Annotated in this window: 12 protein-coding genes; 10 read left to right on the forward strand and 2 right to left on the reverse strand. The window is 46.1% G+C overall.

Going from position 1 to position 17,019, the window contains the following annotated elements; genetic code table 11:
- Window positions 1-91: 91 nt before the first annotated feature.
- The 10 genes from DMO16_RS20250 (at window position 92) to DMO16_RS20295 (ending at window position 14,993) form a co-directional block, all read left to right on the forward strand.
- Window positions 92-1,126: a Gfo/Idh/MocA family protein gene (locus DMO16_RS20250; RefSeq protein WP_129479779.1), complete on the forward strand. Its 1,035-nt coding sequence runs from the start codon at window positions 92-94 to the stop codon at window positions 1,124-1,126.
- Window positions 1,126-2,466, forward strand: a complete 1,341-nt coding sequence (locus tag DMO16_RS20255) for a nucleotide sugar dehydrogenase (protein WP_061971851.1) — start codon at window positions 1,126-1,128, stop codon at window positions 2,464-2,466. Before DMO16_RS20250 ends, DMO16_RS20255 begins: the two co-directional genes overlap by 1 nt.
- Window positions 2,467-2,610: 144 nt before the next feature.
- Window positions 2,611-3,834: a glycosyltransferase family 4 protein gene (locus tag DMO16_RS20260; RefSeq protein ID WP_129479781.1), complete on the forward strand. Its 1,224-nt coding sequence runs from the start codon at window positions 2,611-2,613 to the stop codon at window positions 3,832-3,834.
- Window positions 3,767-5,023, forward strand: coding sequence for a glycosyltransferase family 4 protein (locus DMO16_RS20265; RefSeq protein ID WP_061971856.1), 1,257 nt, complete (start codon window positions 3,767-3,769; stop codon window positions 5,021-5,023). Before DMO16_RS20260 ends, DMO16_RS20265 begins: the two co-directional genes overlap by 68 nt.
- Before the next feature lie 30 nt (window positions 5,024-5,053).
- Window positions 5,054-6,202, forward strand: coding sequence for a DegT/DnrJ/EryC1/StrS family aminotransferase (locus DMO16_RS20270; RefSeq protein WP_061971858.1), 1,149 nt, complete (start codon window positions 5,054-5,056; stop codon window positions 6,200-6,202).
- 22 nt (window positions 6,203-6,224) lie between these two features.
- On the forward strand, window positions 6,225-6,944 hold the full coding sequence (locus DMO16_RS20275) for an acyltransferase (RefSeq protein ID WP_061971860.1): 720 nt from the start codon (window positions 6,225-6,227) through the stop codon (window positions 6,942-6,944).
- 73 nt (window positions 6,945-7,017) lie between these two features.
- Window positions 7,018-8,505, forward strand: a complete 1,488-nt coding sequence (locus tag DMO16_RS20280) for an O-antigen ligase family protein (RefSeq protein ID WP_129479783.1) — start codon at window positions 7,018-7,020, stop codon at window positions 8,503-8,505.
- A 12-nt stretch (window positions 8,506-8,517) separates the two neighbouring features.
- On the forward strand, window positions 8,518-9,186 hold the full coding sequence (locus tag DMO16_RS20285; RefSeq protein WP_061971864.1) for a hypothetical protein: 669 nt from the start codon (window positions 8,518-8,520) through the stop codon (window positions 9,184-9,186).
- A 225-nt stretch (window positions 9,187-9,411) separates the two neighbouring features.
- Complete coding sequence (locus DMO16_RS20290) at window positions 9,412-10,494, forward strand: glycosyltransferase family 4 protein (RefSeq protein ID WP_061971866.1); 1,083 nt, start codon at window positions 9,412-9,414, stop codon at window positions 10,492-10,494.
- Window positions 10,495-10,799: 305 nt separating this feature from the next.
- Entirely contained in the window at window positions 10,800-14,993 is a 4,194-nt protein-coding gene (locus tag DMO16_RS20295) for a GH92 family glycosyl hydrolase (protein WP_241840614.1), read from the forward strand.
- A 40-nt stretch (window positions 14,994-15,033) separates the two neighbouring features.
- Here the strand turns inward: DMO16_RS20295 and DMO16_RS20300 are convergent, their stop codons facing one another.
- Both DMO16_RS20300 and DMO16_RS20305 read right to left on the reverse strand, forming a co-directional pair.
- Window positions 15,034-16,107 carry an LCP family protein gene (locus DMO16_RS20300; protein ID WP_129479786.1) on the reverse strand — a complete coding sequence of 358 codons (1,074 nt, stop codon included), beginning with the start codon at window positions 16,105-16,107 and terminating at the stop codon, window positions 15,034-15,036.
- 104 nt (window positions 16,108-16,211) lie between these two features.
- On the reverse strand, window positions 16,212-16,847 hold the full coding sequence (locus DMO16_RS20305; RefSeq protein ID WP_129479788.1) for a YigZ family protein: 636 nt from the start codon (window positions 16,845-16,847) through the stop codon (window positions 16,212-16,214).
- Between the last annotated feature and the right edge of the window lie 172 nt (window positions 16,848-17,019).

Raw genomic sequence — 17,019 nt, forward strand, 5'->3', positions numbered from 1 at the left:
AACCGAGAATTTACCTGAATTTGCTTGGAAATACTATAAAATGAACGAAGAAATCTAGTGAAAAGCAAGCCAGAATGAAGGAGTTTTGTCGATGCTTAATTTTGCAATTGTAGGATGCGGTCATATAGCGAAAAAACATGCAGAAGCCATTGAACGGGCAGAAGGAGCAGCACTTATCGCTGTCTGCGACACCATCCCGGAAAATATGGAATTCTACAGAGATACGTATAATGCCAGAACATACACGAATTATACGGAAATGCTGGGCAACAAGGATATAGATGTCATCAACATTTGCACACCAAGCGGCTTTCACGCGTCATTGGCCGTTCAGGGAGCAGAAGCGAAAAAACATATTGTCGTAGAAAAGCCCATTGCTCTTTTATTGAACGATACAAATGCAATGATTGAAGCGTGTGAACAGAATGGCGTAAAACTTGCAGTCGTTCATCCGAACCGGTTCCGTCCGGCAATGAAGAAGCTGAAGGAAGTAATCGAGAGCGGGAAGCTTGGCAAAATCAGCCACGTGAACGCTACTGTCCGGTGGAATAGAAACCAGGCTTACTATGACCAGGCTCCCTGGAGAGGAACAAAAGGGCTGGACGGCGGTGTTCTAATGAACCAGGCGATTCATAACCTGGATTTAATGCTCTGGATGATGGGTGATGTTCATGAGGTATTCAGCATGAGCGCAACCCGCATTCGTGATATAGAAGCAGAAGATGTGTGCACCGGTCTCGTCAGGTTTACGAGCGGGGCACTGGGTGTGATCGAAACAGCCACCACCATTTATCCAAAAAACTTTGAAGAATCCCTCGCCATCTTCGGCGAAAAGGGAAGCATCAAAATTGGCGGACCAACCGCAGTCAACGTGGAACACTGGGTGGTCGAAGGAACAACTGAACTAGAAACAGAGGAACTTATGAAATCCATTAAGGCAGACCCATTTGGAAAGCCGGGCCATCAATGCATCATCGAGGATATGGTCGAAGCGGTTCAAGAGAACCGTGAACCCATTGTAACGGGTGAGGACGGCAAGAAAGCACTGGAGCTGGTCCTCGCATTGTATGAATCATCCGAAAGCAATCAGCCGGTAAAAATGCAACCTCAGGAGGTTTTAAACTAATGGAAACCCTACAGCGAACACAACGGGATGTAACACAGCAATTGCTGAACAAGATTCAAACAAAAGAAGCAGTCATCGGAGTGGTGGGACTTGGCTATGTGGGACTTCCACTCGCTGTTGAAAAAGCGAAGGCAGGGTATAAGGTCATTGGTTTTGATGTCCAGGAAAGCCGCGTTGACATGGTGAACGACGGCATTAACTATATTGGAGACGTTGTGGATGAGGAACTGGCAATGCTCACTTCCACGAAGCAGATCCGGGCGACCACCGACTATTCACTGATCGCAGAAGTGGATGCAGTTGCTATCTGCGTTCCAACACCGCTTGATATTTATCGCCAGCCTGATACATCCTATGTAGAAAGCTCAGGCAAAGAAATTGCGAAGTTCCTCCACGAAGGCATGCTCATTGTGCTTGAGAGCACAACCTATCCGGGTACAACGGAGGAATTGCTTCGCCCGATTCTTGAGTCTTCCGGATTTACGTGCGGAAAAGAATTTCATCTCGCTTATTCTCCGGAACGGGTGGATCCGGGCAATAAAGTGTTTAATACAAAAAACACACCAAAAGTTGTCGGCGGTGTAACCCCGGCTTGTACTAAAGTTGCTTCCGCTCTTTACCGGGCAGTGCTGGAAGGCGAAGTTCATGAAGTAAGCAGCCCTTCTGTTGCCGAAATGGAAAAAATTCTTGAGAACACCTTCCGAAATATCAATATCGGCCTTGCAAACGAAATGGCCATCCTGTGCGACAAAATGAACATCAACGTATGGGAAGTGATTGATGCAGCGAAAACAAAGCCATACGGTTTCATGGCCTTTTATCCGGGACCAGGACTTGGCGGACACTGCATTCCAATCGATCCATTCTACCTTACCTGGAAGGCGCGTGAGTACAACTATCATACCCGCCTGATCGAAACTGCTGGAGAAATCAACAACAGCATGGCCGACTTTGTACTCGAGCGAAGCATGAAGATTCTCAATCAGGAAAAGAAAGCCATGAATGGTGCCAACATTGTCATCCTCGGGGTTGCCTACAAAAAGGATATCGAGGATATGAGGGAATCACCGGTTATTCCGATTCTTGAAAAGCTTGATACAGCGGGCGCCCGGTTTACGGTAGTTGATCCTCACGTCAAAACCTTCCGCTACATGGGAGGCATTGTCGAAACACACGAGCTGTCCAAAGAGGTGCTGGAGAATGCCGATCTTGTTCTTCTGACAACCGACCACAGCGCATTTGACTATGAACTCATCGCTGAACACAGCCCGGTGCTGTTTGATACAAGAAACGCGATGAAAGAACTCTCTTCCAAAGTAAAATCGTACCACCTGCTATAAAAATACTTTAGGAACATTTGCGTAAAGAACCTACTCCTAAGTGAAACAAGGTTACGAAAACAGTCACAAAAGAAAAAACCAGGCCCATCCGGTCTGGTTTTCCATACCAATGGTAAACTCACAAACTGAAGGTAGTGAACCACCGTGAAAATCTGTCATTTAACTTCTGTTCATCCCGCAGATGATATCCGTATTTTTGTAAAAGAATGCCGGTCGCTTGCGCTTGCGGGACACGATGTATATTTAGTAGCTCCCAATACCGAAAATAAAATCATAGATAACGTAAAAGTAGTTGGCATAACGTCAGCCTCAGGCAACCGTTATAAGCGTATGGTGGACGCGGCAAAATCAGTTTACAGAGCGGCCATTGAGATTGATGCAGAGGTGTATCACTTTCATGATCCCGAGCTCATGGTCATTGGCCTTCTTCTGAAAAGAAAAGGCAAAAAGGTAATCTACGACGTTCATGAAGATGTACCGGAACAGGTATTGTCCAAGCAGTGGATTCCAAAGCCGCTCAGAAAAAATATCTCGGTATCGGTCAGAAGGATGGAAAAATTCGCAGCAGCTAAATTTGATGCCGTCGTAACCGCAACACCTACCATTACCAAACGCTTCAAAACCTATAATGCGAATACGGTGACGGTTCACAATTTTCCGATCTTGCAAGAACTGATAGAAAACTCGCCTAGGGCAGACCGTAACAGAAGAAAAGATAACAGCTTTCTGTATATTGGCGGAATTACTGAGCTTCGCGGGATAAAGGAAATGGTGCTTGCCATTGAATTCCTCAATGGCCGGGGAGATGAAGGAGAATTGGTTCTGGCTGGGAAGTTTGCTCCTCCAGCTTTGGAACAAGAAATGAAGCAGAAGGATGGATGGCAGCATGTTGACCATAAAGGATGGCTTGGAAGAAGCGAGGTAAAAGACGTTCTTTCCCAATCCACCGCAGGCCTAGTTTTGATTCGGCCTGAGCCGCGCTACATGGTGTCGTATCCGATTAAATTGTTTGAATACATGGCTGCCGGTATTCCGTCCATCGCTTCCAACTTTCCGTTATGGGAGGATTTCGTGATCGGCAACAAATGCGGATTATGTGTGGACCCGCTGGATGCTGAGGCAATAGCCAATGCGATGAAATGGCTGATGGATCATCCGGAGGAAGCAAGGCAGATGGGCGAGAACGGAAGAAAAGCGGTCATCGAGAAATACAACTGGGAAAAAGAAAGCCAGGAACTGGTTGCGTTATATGAGAGGCTGGCAGGAGCCGGCAACAGGTCTTTAATATGGAGTGAGTCAGATGAAGGTATGGATTTTAAATCACGTAGCGTTAAAACCGTCGGAAACAGGAATAACCAGACACTATGACATTGCCCATGAACTGGTAAAAAAAGACCATAAAATCAGGATTTTCGCAAGCAGCTTTCTGGCTTACCGGTTTGTGTGGAGAAACAAGCACAAGAAAAATTACAAAGAAAATGTGAATGGCGTCATTTTTGAGTGGCTGTGGACTCTTCCTTACCAAGGGAACGGAGTTATGCGGATTTTGAACATGATCTCGTTCTTCTTCATGGCCCTGTGGAGAGGGATGATGAAGAAGGAACGGCCGGACGCCATTGTGGGATCCTCGGTTCACTTGTTTGCCTGCCTGGCTGCCTATTATTTAAGCCGGTGGAAAAAAGCTTCCTACATTGTAGAGATCAGAGATTTATGGCCAAGAACCTTAATTGAGCTCGGATCCATGTCAAAATACCATCCAGCTGTTCTCATGTTCGGAGCGATTGAAAAGTTCGTATATAAACGAGCAGATCAAATCATCGTCACACTGCCGGGAGCCGCAGAATATATCAAGGAAATGGGTGTGGACGAGAGCATCATCCATGTGATTCCAAATGGCATCAATATGGATCGTATGGAAGAAAAGGAAGGCAATAGCTCTCTTCGCGAAGAAATTGAGAGTATTAAAGAAAAGCACGGGCAGGTCGCCATGTATGTGGGTTCCCATGGGGTGGCGAACTCCCTTGAAACCGTCGTAAAGAGCGCGAAGTTCATTCCGACAGACCAGGCAGCTTTTGTACTTGTGGGAGACGGGCCGGAAAAAGACAAGTTGAAGAAGCTGGCAAGTGAATATCCGCATGTCTACTTTTTTGATGGCATTCCTAAAAAGGAAGTCATGCCAACGCTTGACCTTGCGGATGTTCTTCTGGTTTCCATGCTGGACACCACACTCTATAAATACGGGATTTCCCTTAATAAGCTGAACGACTACCTTTTGGTCGGAAAGCCGATCCTTTTTGCAGGCAATGTATCCAATGATATCGTAGCCGAAGCAAAAGCGGGGGTAACTGTACCTCCCGAAAAGCCGGGAGCGTTTGCTGACGGGCTGGTTGAACTGCTTCACCTGAGTGGGGAAGAAAAATCGGAAATTGCCCGCAGCAGCTACCGGTATGTGAACGACAAACATAACATCACAAAGCTGGCAGACCGTTTCCTGGATATTTGCGCTTATCGCGAACGTAAAGCGGAAACTCCGTCGTACCAGTTTTCAAGAAACTAAGCCAATACTACACAGAAAGAGGGATCATGAATGAAAGTGCCAATGCTTGATTTATCAGAGCAATATCAGTCATTGAAAGAGGAGATTTTTGCAAGCCTGGAGGAAATCATGTCAGGGTCTCGTTTCATCCTAGGGGACAATGTAAAAAAACTGGAGCAGGATGTTGCGGATTTCAGCTCTGCAAAATACGGAGTCGGGGTAGCGAACGGAAGTGATGCCCTTCATATCTCCCTGCTTGGATGCGGAGTGAAAGCAGGGGATGAAGTCATCGTACCCGCTTTCACCTTTTTTGCCACTGCAGGAGCAGTAGCAAGAGCTGGTGCAGTACCTGTATTCGTGGACATCGATCCAAAAACGTACAATATTGATCCGGCGAAAATCGAAGCAGCAGTTACTGAAAAAACGAAGGCCATCATACCAGTACACTTGTACGGACAGATGGCGGACATGGGACCAATCGCTGAAATCGCCAAAAAGCATAACCTGGCGATCATTGAAGATGCAGCACAAGCCATCGGTTCCAAATACAAAGGAAAAAATGTTGGAGAACTTGGCACGACGGCAACTTACAGCTTTTTCCCAACAAAGAATCTGGGAGGCTATGGAGACGGTGGCATGATCATAACAAATGATGACGACATTGCTGAAACCATGCGTGTGATTCGTGTCCACGGCAGCAAACCGAAATACTATCATCATATTTTAGGCTACAACAGCCGTCTGGATGAACTTCAAGCCGGCATTTTGAATGTGAAGTTTCCTCATTTAAATACATGGAGCGAAGCACGCCGCGAAAAAGCCGCAGTATATACTGAATTGCTGAACGAAAAGCTTGGGGATCTGGTAGTAACGCCTTTTGTGGAAGAACACAACTACCATGTTTTCCACCAATATACGATTCAGGTGCCTGACCGCAGCGGTTTGCAGGAATTTTTGAAAGAGAAGGGCATCGGTTCGATGATTTATTATCCAAAGCCGCTTCACCTTCAGCCTGTATTCAGTGAGCTTGGTTACAAGGAAGGCGACCTGCCTGAAACCGAAAAAGCAGCCGAAACCGTATTGTCTCTTCCTATGTTTCCGGAATTGAAAAGAGAGCAGCAGGAGTATGTGGTCGAACAGATCGCAGCTTATTTCAGCAACCATCCTGCCAAAGCAAAAAAAGAAACATCTTACGCATAATAAAGGACTAGGTGAAAAAGAGGTGAATCCATTGACAGTGTGCCAGGGAAGAAACGTTGTAATCGGAGAACATGTACAGCTCGGGGAGAATGTGATGATCGGGCATAACGTCGTCATTTATGACGGAGTTACAATCGGCGATAACTGCATCATCCAGGACAATGCCGTGATCGGCAAACAGCCGGCACGTGCAAAGAATTCGGCTTTGCCGGAGTTAAAAACCTTGCCGCCTGCACAAATCGGTTCAGGTGTAACGATTGGAACCAATTCTATCATTTATGCCAGTGCGGAACTTGGGGATGATGTTTTTGTTGCTGATCTCGCAACCGTGCGCGAGCGGGTAACGGTGGGTGAAAAAACGATTATAGGGCGCGGAGCCGCCGTTGAAAATGACTGTGTGATCGGTGTGAAATGCAAGATTGAAACCAATGCCTACATTACGGCTTATTCGGAATTGGAAGATCTGGTTTTTATCGCCCCGGCGGTCGTTACGACCAATGATAACTATATGGCCCGTTCAAAGGAACGTTTTAAGCATTTTAAAGGGGTTACCGTGAAAAAAGGAGGAAGAATTGGGGCCAACTCAACCATTCTTCCTGGGAAGGTAATCGGACAGGAAGCAGCAGTTGCTGCCGGGAGCCTCGTGACCAAAGATGTGGAAAGCGAAAACCTGGTAGCCGGACATCCGGCCAGGAAGTTCCGGTCGGTACCTGAAGATCAGCTGCTCAAAAACCAAGTGTAACCTTCTGCAGTGTTTTCCTCAACCACAGCCAGGAACACACAACTTTGGAGGAAGGCGAGGAGAGGGGAAATAAATGCCGGATTTGCGTAATATTCTTGAATCAAAAATAACTCAAGTGATCCTTGCGCTTCTGTTTGCGGTGTTTGCAGGCAACTGGCTGCTAGGCAAAGTACCTGTCCAGTCACCGGTTCTGCTTTCAGGCGCGCTTGTGGGCTACATCATACTGATTGCCGTTTTTCTTGCAGCCAGACCGGTCATCCAGGAGATTCCTTTTACAACACTGCTGCTTTATCTCCTGGTTTTCACTTCCTTTCTGGGAGCCGGAATTCTCAGCATCCCGGCCGGCCCGGTCACCATGTTTCCGTACAGGATGCTGTATATGGTCATGGTGCCTGTTTTCCTTTACCTCGCTCTCTTTCAAAAGGAAGGACTGCAATGGGACAAGGTGAAAATCAAGCCGGCTTTGTATTTTCACTTGTTTTGGGTGCTGTATGCCCTGTTTTCATTAAGTTGGACACGCTCTTTTTCCATGGGGGCCGTTGATCTGATCTTTCTCGTCATTGGTATTTCCCTTATCTTTTTCATGGTATTTCTCCTGAATAAAGAAGAGGAATATATACATGTGTACTGGATCTGGCTCGTGATGTTTGCCGTACTGACGGTTATCGGGCTCTGGAACCATATGACACACAACCATCTCGCCATCTCAAGAATCAATCAGGTGGCAGAGTATCAAAAGGGAATTCCGACATCTGTGTTTGTGAACGAAAACGATTTTGCCAGTTTTCTCTCTGTCAGTTTTTTTCTGACCCTGGCCTTTGTGCACCGCACAAAATCATGGCTGTTGAAAGCAGCAGGCGGAGCGGTGATGCTTGTTTCTCTTTATGTACTTGTTTACACGTCATCCCGGGCAAATTTTATTGCCATCCCACTGGGGCTGTTCTTCTGGTTTGTTTTTTTAACGAACCGGAACGTCAAAAAAGTTCTGATCCTGCTTGGGGCAGCGGGGGGAGCTGCTTTGGCCATGGTGTACCCGTCCAAGCTTATGGCTGCTGTTTCAAAAGTGGAAGGCATGCTGGTGTCCCTCTTGACCACCAATGCTCCGGAAGCAGAAATCACCTCGGTGGATATCCGGTCCAACCTGATCAAAAACGGATGGTTATTTTTTGAGAAAAGCTTTGGATTTGGAATTGGTTCAGGAAACGCCAAATACTATCTGATGCATTTTGCCGAATACCCGACAAAGGGAATCATAAACGTCCATAACTGGTGGATGGAAATCCTGGTCAATTACGGCGCCTTGATTTTTATTGGGTATGTGCTTTTGTATTTGTGGGTCGTCCTGCAGCTTTTTCGCATTTTCAGACAATCTCATACCCGCTATGAAAAAATGATCAGTGAAGGGCTTCTTGGCGGCATGATCGCTTTTTCGCTTTCCTGCATCAGCCCAAGCTCACAAATATCATTAAACTATCTTTGGCTTCTCTTCGCATTCTCCTTGAGTTTCATTAATTACTGGAGAGTGAAACAAAATGAGGAGTCATACCGACCAATGAAGTAAGGGAGTAAGTGTATGGACAAGGAAATGAAAGAAATTACAGAAAGCATCTGGCACCGATTTAAAAAGTTCTTTATTTTATTGCTGCTGATACCGATATTAACCACTGTGATTGCTTATTTTTTAGCGTCCAGGGAACCCGGCACTTCCCAGGCCGATGCCAAAATAAAACTGGGATCTGCAGAAAATTCAACGCTGAATACCCCAGACAGTGCGAAAGAGTATCTTTTGAGTAATGAGTTTCTTCGGTCGGTCAAGGGCTTGAGCAAGGATGAGGAAAAGGAGCTGAAAGAAAAGCTTCAGGTCGTGCCTGAAACCGACACCATCATTACTCTGAGCTTGAGTGATGAGAATAAAAACAAAGCAAAAACCCAGTTGAAGTCTGTTGTAAAAGCCTTTATGAACGAGAGCGGCAATCAGTCTGAAAAATGGAGAACAACCCTTGATCATCAGATTAAAAAGGTGGAGGGAACCGAGGTTTCAGGCGAAGGCACCATCAAAAAAGAAGAATATCTGTTTGATCTCAAAACAAGAATGCTAAAAATAAAAGATCCGAAACTGCTTGAAAAAGTAGATACAACAGACACGAATGCCAATCCGAAACGAAAAGCTATACTAGGTCTCCTGGTGGGATTAATTCTCAGTGCTTCACTGCTCCTGCTTCCAGAAATTTTTAAAAAGTAGCGTTAATTCTCTCATTTGGTGGAATAAAGAAGAGATGGCTAAACGAAAAAGCCAGGGATGAAGCAGGACTCAAAATTGTAAGCATAGTTTTACTTTTGTTTATTGGGGTTTCGAGATATAATTTCTGAAGAGATGAATGCGAATTTTCATGGGGCGTTGTTGGGCAACATAAGCAGGGTGGAACTTGCTTAAAATCCATTGAAGAGTTAAAAAAAGAGGGATAACATGAATGTTCAATTGATCATTGCTGCGGTGGTGTCATTCGCAGTGGTCGCAATCGCCATGCCGTTCATTATCAAACTGGCGATTCGGCTGGGTGTGACGGACAAACCAAATCAACGAAAAGTTCACGATAAAATAATGCCCCGCTGGGGAGGAGTTGGGATCTTCCTCGGAGTGGTAGTTGGATATTTTGTCTCGGGCCTGTATGAAATGCAGCTAACCGGGATCATCGTTGGCGCTGTTCTTATTGTCATGATTGGCATGATTGACGATAAATTTGAGTTAAGCGCTCGAGTGAAGCTGGTCGGCCAGATTTTTGCCGCCCTTCTGGTTGCCTCTACCGGGTTAACCATTGAATTAATAACCATACCTTTTGTTGGTACATTTCATTTAGGTCCATGGGCATACATCACAACGATTTTCTGGATCATTGCCATCACCAATGCCATCAATCTGATCGATGGGCTGGATGGCCTTGCAGGAGGCGTGTCCATCATTGTAATGATCACCATTGCGATCATGGCCGGATTAAACGGAAACATGATGATCCTTACATTGGCATTGATCATCGCTGCTTCAACGGCAGGTTTCCTGATGTACAACTTCAGCCCGGCTAAAATATTCATGGGGGATGCAGGTTCTCTGTTTCTCGGCTACTCCATTTCCATTCTATCCTTGCTGGGATTGTACAAAAGCGTCACGCTTTTCAGTTTTGTCGTACCTATTATCATACTTGGTGTTCCGGTGTTTGATACATCCTTTGCCATTATCCGAAGAATGGCAAACAAAACGCCGATTTCCGCTCCGGATAAAGGACATCTGCATCATCGTCTGATGAACCTGGGATGGTCGCACCGAAAAACCGTGCTGGTTATCTATGCACTCAGCATCATTTTCAGCGTAGCCGCCGTAGTTTTTGAATCCAGTACGTTATGGGGCTCTGTGGTGATTGTTATCGGTTTGCTGCTCATGCTCGAAGTAATTGCCGAAATCATCGGTCTCGTGCATCATAAATACCGCCCGGTGCTGTACCTGTACAAGAAATTTATCGGAACCATGCAGGTAAACAGTCCGGATAAAGACTAACAGCAAAATAACCTACGAAAGTGCCAGGCCATTACAAGAGCCTGGCATTTTTATGTTTTAATCACTTGCTTTGGAGAAATTTTCAAAGGCCGAGGAAAGCGAGCATCCTGAAACGGAGACCAACTCCTCCCCTGCCTTAAAATAATGAAGAAAATCCTAAAATAATACAGATATTTGGTCCCTTTTCAGGAAGAGTTTATTCTTATACTATATGTAAGCGCTTTCAGTTATATGAAGTATTTTTATTTCAGGAGGTGAGTGATCCCGCGCTTTATAAGTGTCACTATTAAAAAGGAGGACCAGGTATGATTCAGTTGAAAAGAAAGGCGGTTGCGCATGTGCTTCTTTCCTCTGCTATTGCGGTCGGCATGCTGAATGCACCAGGGCTTGCACGGGTACACGCTGAACCGGAGACAAAGGCAGTGAAAGATTTTTTTACCTCATTTGAAAATGATCAACAAAAACCAACATGGGAAAATACGGTGGAGACCGATCCAAACGGCAACAAAATGTCATCGGGAATTGACGGAAATATACAGTATGACGGCATTCAAGGGGACATTACGAACAAAGTAGAGGAGGTACGGGTCAGTGCGGAAAACCCACCGAACGAAATCGGGGAAAAATTGATTGACAGGGATGTCAATACAAAATGGCTGGCTTTTGAACCGACAGGCTGGCTTCAGTTCAAGCTGTCCGGGCCGGAGACGGTGGTAAAGTATGCTGTTACATCGGCCAACGATTATGAGGGCCGGGATCCGAAAGCATGGGAGCTACAGGGATCTAATGATGGCAAGAACTGGACCGTGCTGGACACACGAAGTGATGAGGCTTTCCCCAAGCGATTTGAACGCAAACTCTACACGTTCGACAATGACACTCCTTATTTGTATTACAGGCTTAACATCACAAAAAATTCGGGAGACGGCCTGACTCAGGTGGCTGAAATTGCCCTCTCCAACGGCATTGACGTTCCTGAGCCGCCAGCAGCCGATATGAAGTCCGAGGCAAGCAGCGGGCCGCTGACGTCCTATACGGCGAAAACAAAAGCCGGCTGGACCGGGACAAAGGCCTTTACCTATTCAGGCACACATCTTGAAAAGGGCCGTGCCTACTCATACAACAAAGTTTTTGATGTAAATATCAAAGTCAATTCAAAAACGCAACTCTCTTATCTCATTCATCCGGAATTTACAGACAGCGACCAGAACGATTACTCCAGTTCCTACGCCTCGGTGGATCTCGCATTCGCCGATGGTACCTACCTCCATGAACTGGGTGCGGTGGATCAGCACGGCATCCCGGTAACTCCAGAAGAGCAAGGAAAATCAAAAACCCTTTATGTGAATCAATGGAACTATAAGTATTCCAACATCGGTGCCGTTGCGGCCGGCAAAACGATTAAACGTATTTTGGTTGCCTATGATAACCCCAAAGGGCCGGGAATATTCCGGGGAACCGTGGATGATATCAAGATCACCGGGAATCCTGTGCAAAAGAGCTACAACAATCTGACTGATTACGTCAACATTTTGCGCGGAACACAGTCCAACAGCACGTTTTCACGAGGCAACAACTTTCCGGCCATTGCCGTTCCGCATGGCTTCAATTTCTGGACACCGGCTACGGACGCCGGATCCACGAGCTGGCTATACAGCTATAACCAAAGCAATAACGAAAACAACCAGCCGGAAATTCAGGCATTCTCCTTAAGCCATGAACCAAGCCCATGGATGGGAGACCGGCAGACGTTTCAGGTGATGCCGTCCGCTTCCGAAGCTGAAAAGCCGGATGCCGACAGAAAGGCAAGAGCCCTTCCGTTCAAGCATGAAAATGAAACCGCAAAGCCCCACTATTACAGTGTGAAGTTTGATAATGGGATAAAGGCAGAAATTGCGCCAACCGACCATGCGGCCATGCAGCGTTATACGTTTAAAGGAGACACCTCCAGCCTTATTTTAGACAATGTAAACAATAATGGAGGCATCTCAATCAACAAAGAAAAAGGTGAAGTAACCGGCTATTCGGATGTGAAAAGCGGATTGTCCGCCGGCGCTTCCCGCATGTACATCTATGCCACGTTTGACCAGCCGATCACAAACAGCGGCAAGCTGACAGGAGAAGGCAGGGATAATGTAACCGCATATGTCAGGTTCGATACGAAAGACCAGAAAGCAGTCACCATGAAAATTGCGACCTCCCTGATTTCCATAGCCCAGGCCAAGAAAAACCTGAAACAGGAGATTCAGTCGGACGATACCTTCCAGTCCATAAAGGAAAAAGCTCAGCAAAAGTGGGAAAAGCTGTTGAGTAAAATTGAGGTGGAGGGTGCCAGTGAAGACCAGCATGTGACGTTGTATTCCAACATGTACCGGCTGTTCTTGTATCCGAACTCCGGCTTTGAAAACACAGGCACAAAGGACAACCCGCACTATCAATATGCAAGTCCGTTTTCACCGTCTGCTGGCAGCAGCACTCCTGAGGCAACCGGAGCAAAGATTGTGGACGGTAAAACGTACGTGAACAATGGTTTTTGGGATACGTACCGCACGGCATGGCCGGCCTATTCACTCTTCACTCCGAACATGGGAGGGGAGATGATCGACGGATTTGTACAGCAATACCGCGACGGCGGCTGGGTATCCAGATGGTCCTCTCCCGGCTATGCAAACTTGATGGTCGGCACCAGCTCGGATGTGGCATTTGCCGATGCCTATTTAAAAGGTGTTCACAACTTTGATGTGAAGAGCTTCTATCAATCCGCCATCAAAAACGCTTCCGTTGTCAGCCCGAACGCAGGAACCGGAAGAAAGGGTATATCACAGTCTATTTTTGATGGTTATACCAATACATCGACTGGTGAGGGACTATCTTGGTCATTGGACGGCTATATCAACGATTATGGCATCGCAAACCTGGCCAAGGCACTCGGCAAGGAAGCGGGCGAGAATGCTTCGGATCATGCCCAATATAAAGCCGATGCAAAATACTACATGAACCGGGCACAAAATTATGTTCACCTCTTTAACCCTGACACCGGATTTTTTATGGGAAGAAAGGCAAATGGAGAGTGGCGCACGTCTGCGCAAGACTTTGATGCCCGTGATTGGGGCGGAGATTATACGGAAACGAATGCGTGGAACATGGCCTTTCATGCTCCGCAGGACGGACAGGGTCTGGCCAATCTGTATGGAGGCAAAAACGGGCTCGCAGACAAACTGGACGAGTTCTTCAGTACCCCGGAAACCGCACTGCATGCCGGAGCTTATGGCGGCGTCATCCACGAGATGAGAGAGGCGCGGGATGTTCGAATGGGCATGTACGGCCACAGCAACCAGCCAGCACATCACATTACGTATATGTACAATTATGCCGGACAGCCTTGGAAAACGCAGGAGAAGGTCCGTGAGGTGCTTGAGCGGCTGTACATCGGAAGCGAAATCGGTCAAGGATATGCCGGGGACGAAGACAATGGTGAAATGTCGGCCTGGCAAATCTTCAGTGCACTCGGTTTTTATCCTTTAAAGATGGGCAGCCCGGAATACGCGATTGGCGCACCGCTATACAAGAAAGCAACCGTTCATCTGGAAAATGGCAAGAGAATAGTCATCAACGCGCCAAAGAACAGCAAGAAAAATAAATATATCCAGGGATTAAAAATCAACGGAAAAAGCTACAGCAAAACCTACCTGCTCCATTCTGACCTTGCAGATGGCGCACGTTTGGATTTTGATATGGGACCAAAGCCTTCTTCATGGGGAACCGGCAAAAAGGATGCTCCTGCTTCTATTACACCGTCTTCCACTGATGGATCAAGACTTGCTCCGCATCCAATGAGTGACTTGACCGACCATAGCGGCGGGAAGGCGAGCGATGGGGATGCTGGTACACTGGATGCTCTGTTCGATAATACGTCATCAACGAGAACAACGCTGAATGGTGAAAACCCAATCGTTCAATACAACTTTAATGAGGCAAAAAGGGTACAAATGTACACCTTGACGTCAGGAACGGATGGAAGTGACGGCGACCCGGCAAACTGGATGCTCAAAGGTTCCGCTGACGGCAAACACTGGACAATACTGGATCAGAGGACAAATGAGAAGTTTTCATGGCGGCTTCAGACGAAGGTTTACTCCATTAAGCATCCTGGTAAGTACAACTATTACAAACTGGAATTCGCGGAAAGCACAAGCACCAAATTAGCAGAGGTTGAACTGCTTGGAAGAGACCTTGCAGGTGATATTCATCAATTGGAAACCTCTTTACGAACGTTTGCGCAGGCCGGGGAACTAAAGAATCCTTTGAAAAATGACCTGATTCAGAATGTAAAGGTGGCTAAGGTTTTTGAAGAGAAAGGACAGTATACGAATGCTGCAGCGTATTTGAAAAAAGCAATTAAACAAATCAACGCAGCAGCAGTGGGGAAAGAGATTACCAGAAAGGCAAAAAAATCATTGGCAGCCGATGTACACGCTTTGCTGAATTCTCTACAATAACGAAAAGCACCCGCCGGGCCGGCGGGTGCTTTTTGTCTTATTAATTAGAATCTTGTCCAAGCTCACTGCTGTCACCATTGCTGTTCGATGAAGCAGCTCCTTTTCCTTTGTAGTCCAGGATTTCCTTAATTCGTTCGCTGGCTTTCTGGACAGTGGCTGGATCTGGTTCAAAGAAATACTGACCATTGATGTATTCATCCTGTCCGCCAATTTTGATTTGTTCGAGTTTTTTATTCTGGATGCTGCTGTAGAAGTTTCTCATACCGAACAATTCTTTAAGCGAAATATTCGTTTGAACATTACTTCCGACGGACTGCAGCAGATTATCTGCGCGCGAAATGGATTTGATCGAGAGGGCCTTATGGGCAACAGCTTCCATTGCTTGCCGCTGGCGGTCCTGACGTCCAAAGTCACCGCGCTTATCTTGTTTACGCATTTGAACGTAGGTTAATGCTTCATCACCATTCAGATGCATTTTTCCTTTATGGAAGTAAAGCTTCTTGCCTTTCAGATTTTTCTGATCAAAGTCAAACGGCACATTGACATCTATGCCGCCAACAGAGTCCACCACTTCTTTGAATCCCTGGAAGTTGGTACGAACGTAGTAGTCAATCGGCACATCAAGGAAATTTTCAACAGCATCTATGGTTGCCTGTTCCTTATGGCCTTTCTTACCGTACGCATACGCGTGTGTAATTTTGCTTTTGCGGCCAATTACTGGCAGATATGTGCGGGAATCCCGCGGGATACTTGTGATGGCTACTTCTTTCGTATCCGGGTTAACGGTGAGCACCATCAATGCATCGGTGTGCCCCGGTGAACCCTTGTAACTCTCTACGCCCATTAAGAGGATATTAACAGGGTCTTTACCCATAGCGACTTTATCCATGCGAAGATCGGATTTATTGCCATTAGCCAGGCCTTTGTAGCTTTCATCAGCTGTTGTTTTCACTTTATAGGCCAAATAACCGGCGTATGCCACGCCGCCAAGCATTAAGAATACCAAAAGAACGAGCATCAGGCGGAGTAGACGGCGGAATGGACGGCGCTTCCGTTTCCTGACTTTCCTTCTGACAAGCCGTGTCGGCTGCCTTTCTTCGTTATAATAACTCATGTTTTATTCCTCACTTTAACGGGAAAATTCCCTGATTAGTCTGTCAACAATTTTGCCCTACAGTCCATAGTCTTCGACATAATCTGAGTTAATTGGGGATAGTTTTACAGAATTTTTTCTTCTAGATATTCCAGAGAGCCGTCTTCTATTGTAGCATTTGCATTTGTAAGGTTTATTACGTATTCTTTAAAGATTTGTATGTTTTCTGCGGCCACATACGTTACAATTTCGACTTGTTCCAGATAGTTAATTTCTTTAATCAGGTAGGGGGAGGACCGCAATTCATTTTCGACTTTTCCGAGAAGAGTGTAATCAATTTTTATATGAACCATTTGCATCAGTTTGCGTTCAACGACACCGATGGCGTTCAGTCCTTCACTCACGCTTTTTCCGTATGCACGGATGAGCCCGCCTGCTCCCAGTTTAATTCCGCCAAAATAGCGGGTAACCACAACAACGACATCTTTTAATCGGCGTTTTTTTAGTACTTCGAGCATTGGAACACCAGCTGTTCCGCTCGGTTCTCCATCATCATTTGCCTTCTGAATTTGGTCGTGCTCCCCAATCAGATAGGCTGAACAGTTATGGTTGGCACTGTGATGCCTTTTTTTGATGGATTGGATAAACCCGTTGGCTTCTTCTTCTGTAGCTGCACGGGCGATATGGGCAATAAATCGGGAACGCTCAATCACAATCTCGTGTTCTCCGGTTTCTTTCACGGTAAGATAGTTGGATAACATAATTAGGGTGCTCCTTATTTATGAATTTAATAATCAGTTTCTATAATGAAATAAAATAGCCATTGGGCAAGTCATGAAAATTTAACGTGGAAATTCTCTTGAAAAGCTACAAATACAAGGGATTTAGTGCTATCCTTCATTATAAGGCGGGATAGTCTTTCCTACAAATTTC

Origin of the sequence: Fictibacillus sp. S7 (assembly GCF_004127935.1) — a bacterium.
GTDB classification, from domain to species: Bacteria; Bacillota; Bacilli; order Bacillales; family Fictibacillaceae; genus Fictibacillus_C; species Fictibacillus_C enclensis.

Coding starts and splice junctions, on each gene's coding strand:
- DMO16_RS20250 (WP_129479779.1), top strand. CDS start 92: ATGCTTAATTTTGCAATTGTAGGATGCGGTCATATAGCGAAAAAACAT.
- DMO16_RS20255 (WP_061971851.1), top strand. CDS start 1,126: ATGGAAACCCTACAGCGAACACAACGGGATGTAACACAGCAATTGCTG.
- DMO16_RS20265 (WP_061971856.1), top strand. CDS start 3,767: ATGAAGGTATGGATTTTAAATCACGTAGCGTTAAAACCGTCGGAAACA.
- DMO16_RS20270 (WP_061971858.1), top strand. CDS start 5,054: ATGAAAGTGCCAATGCTTGATTTATCAGAGCAATATCAGTCATTGAAA.
- DMO16_RS20280 (WP_129479783.1), top strand. CDS start 7,018: ATGCCGGATTTGCGTAATATTCTTGAATCAAAAATAACTCAAGTGATC.
- DMO16_RS20285 (WP_061971864.1), top strand. CDS start 8,518: ATGGACAAGGAAATGAAAGAAATTACAGAAAGCATCTGGCACCGATTT.
- DMO16_RS20290 (WP_061971866.1), top strand. CDS start 9,412: ATGAATGTTCAATTGATCATTGCTGCGGTGGTGTCATTCGCAGTGGTC.
- DMO16_RS20295 (WP_241840614.1), top strand. CDS start 10,800: ATGATTCAGTTGAAAAGAAAGGCGGTTGCGCATGTGCTTCTTTCCTCT.
- DMO16_RS20300 (WP_129479786.1), bottom strand. CDS start 16,107: ATGAGTTATTATAACGAAGAAAGGCAGCCGACACGGCTTGTCAGAAGG.
- DMO16_RS20305 (WP_129479788.1), bottom strand. CDS start 16,847: ATGTTATCCAACTATCTTACCGTGAAAGAAACCGGAGAACACGAGATT.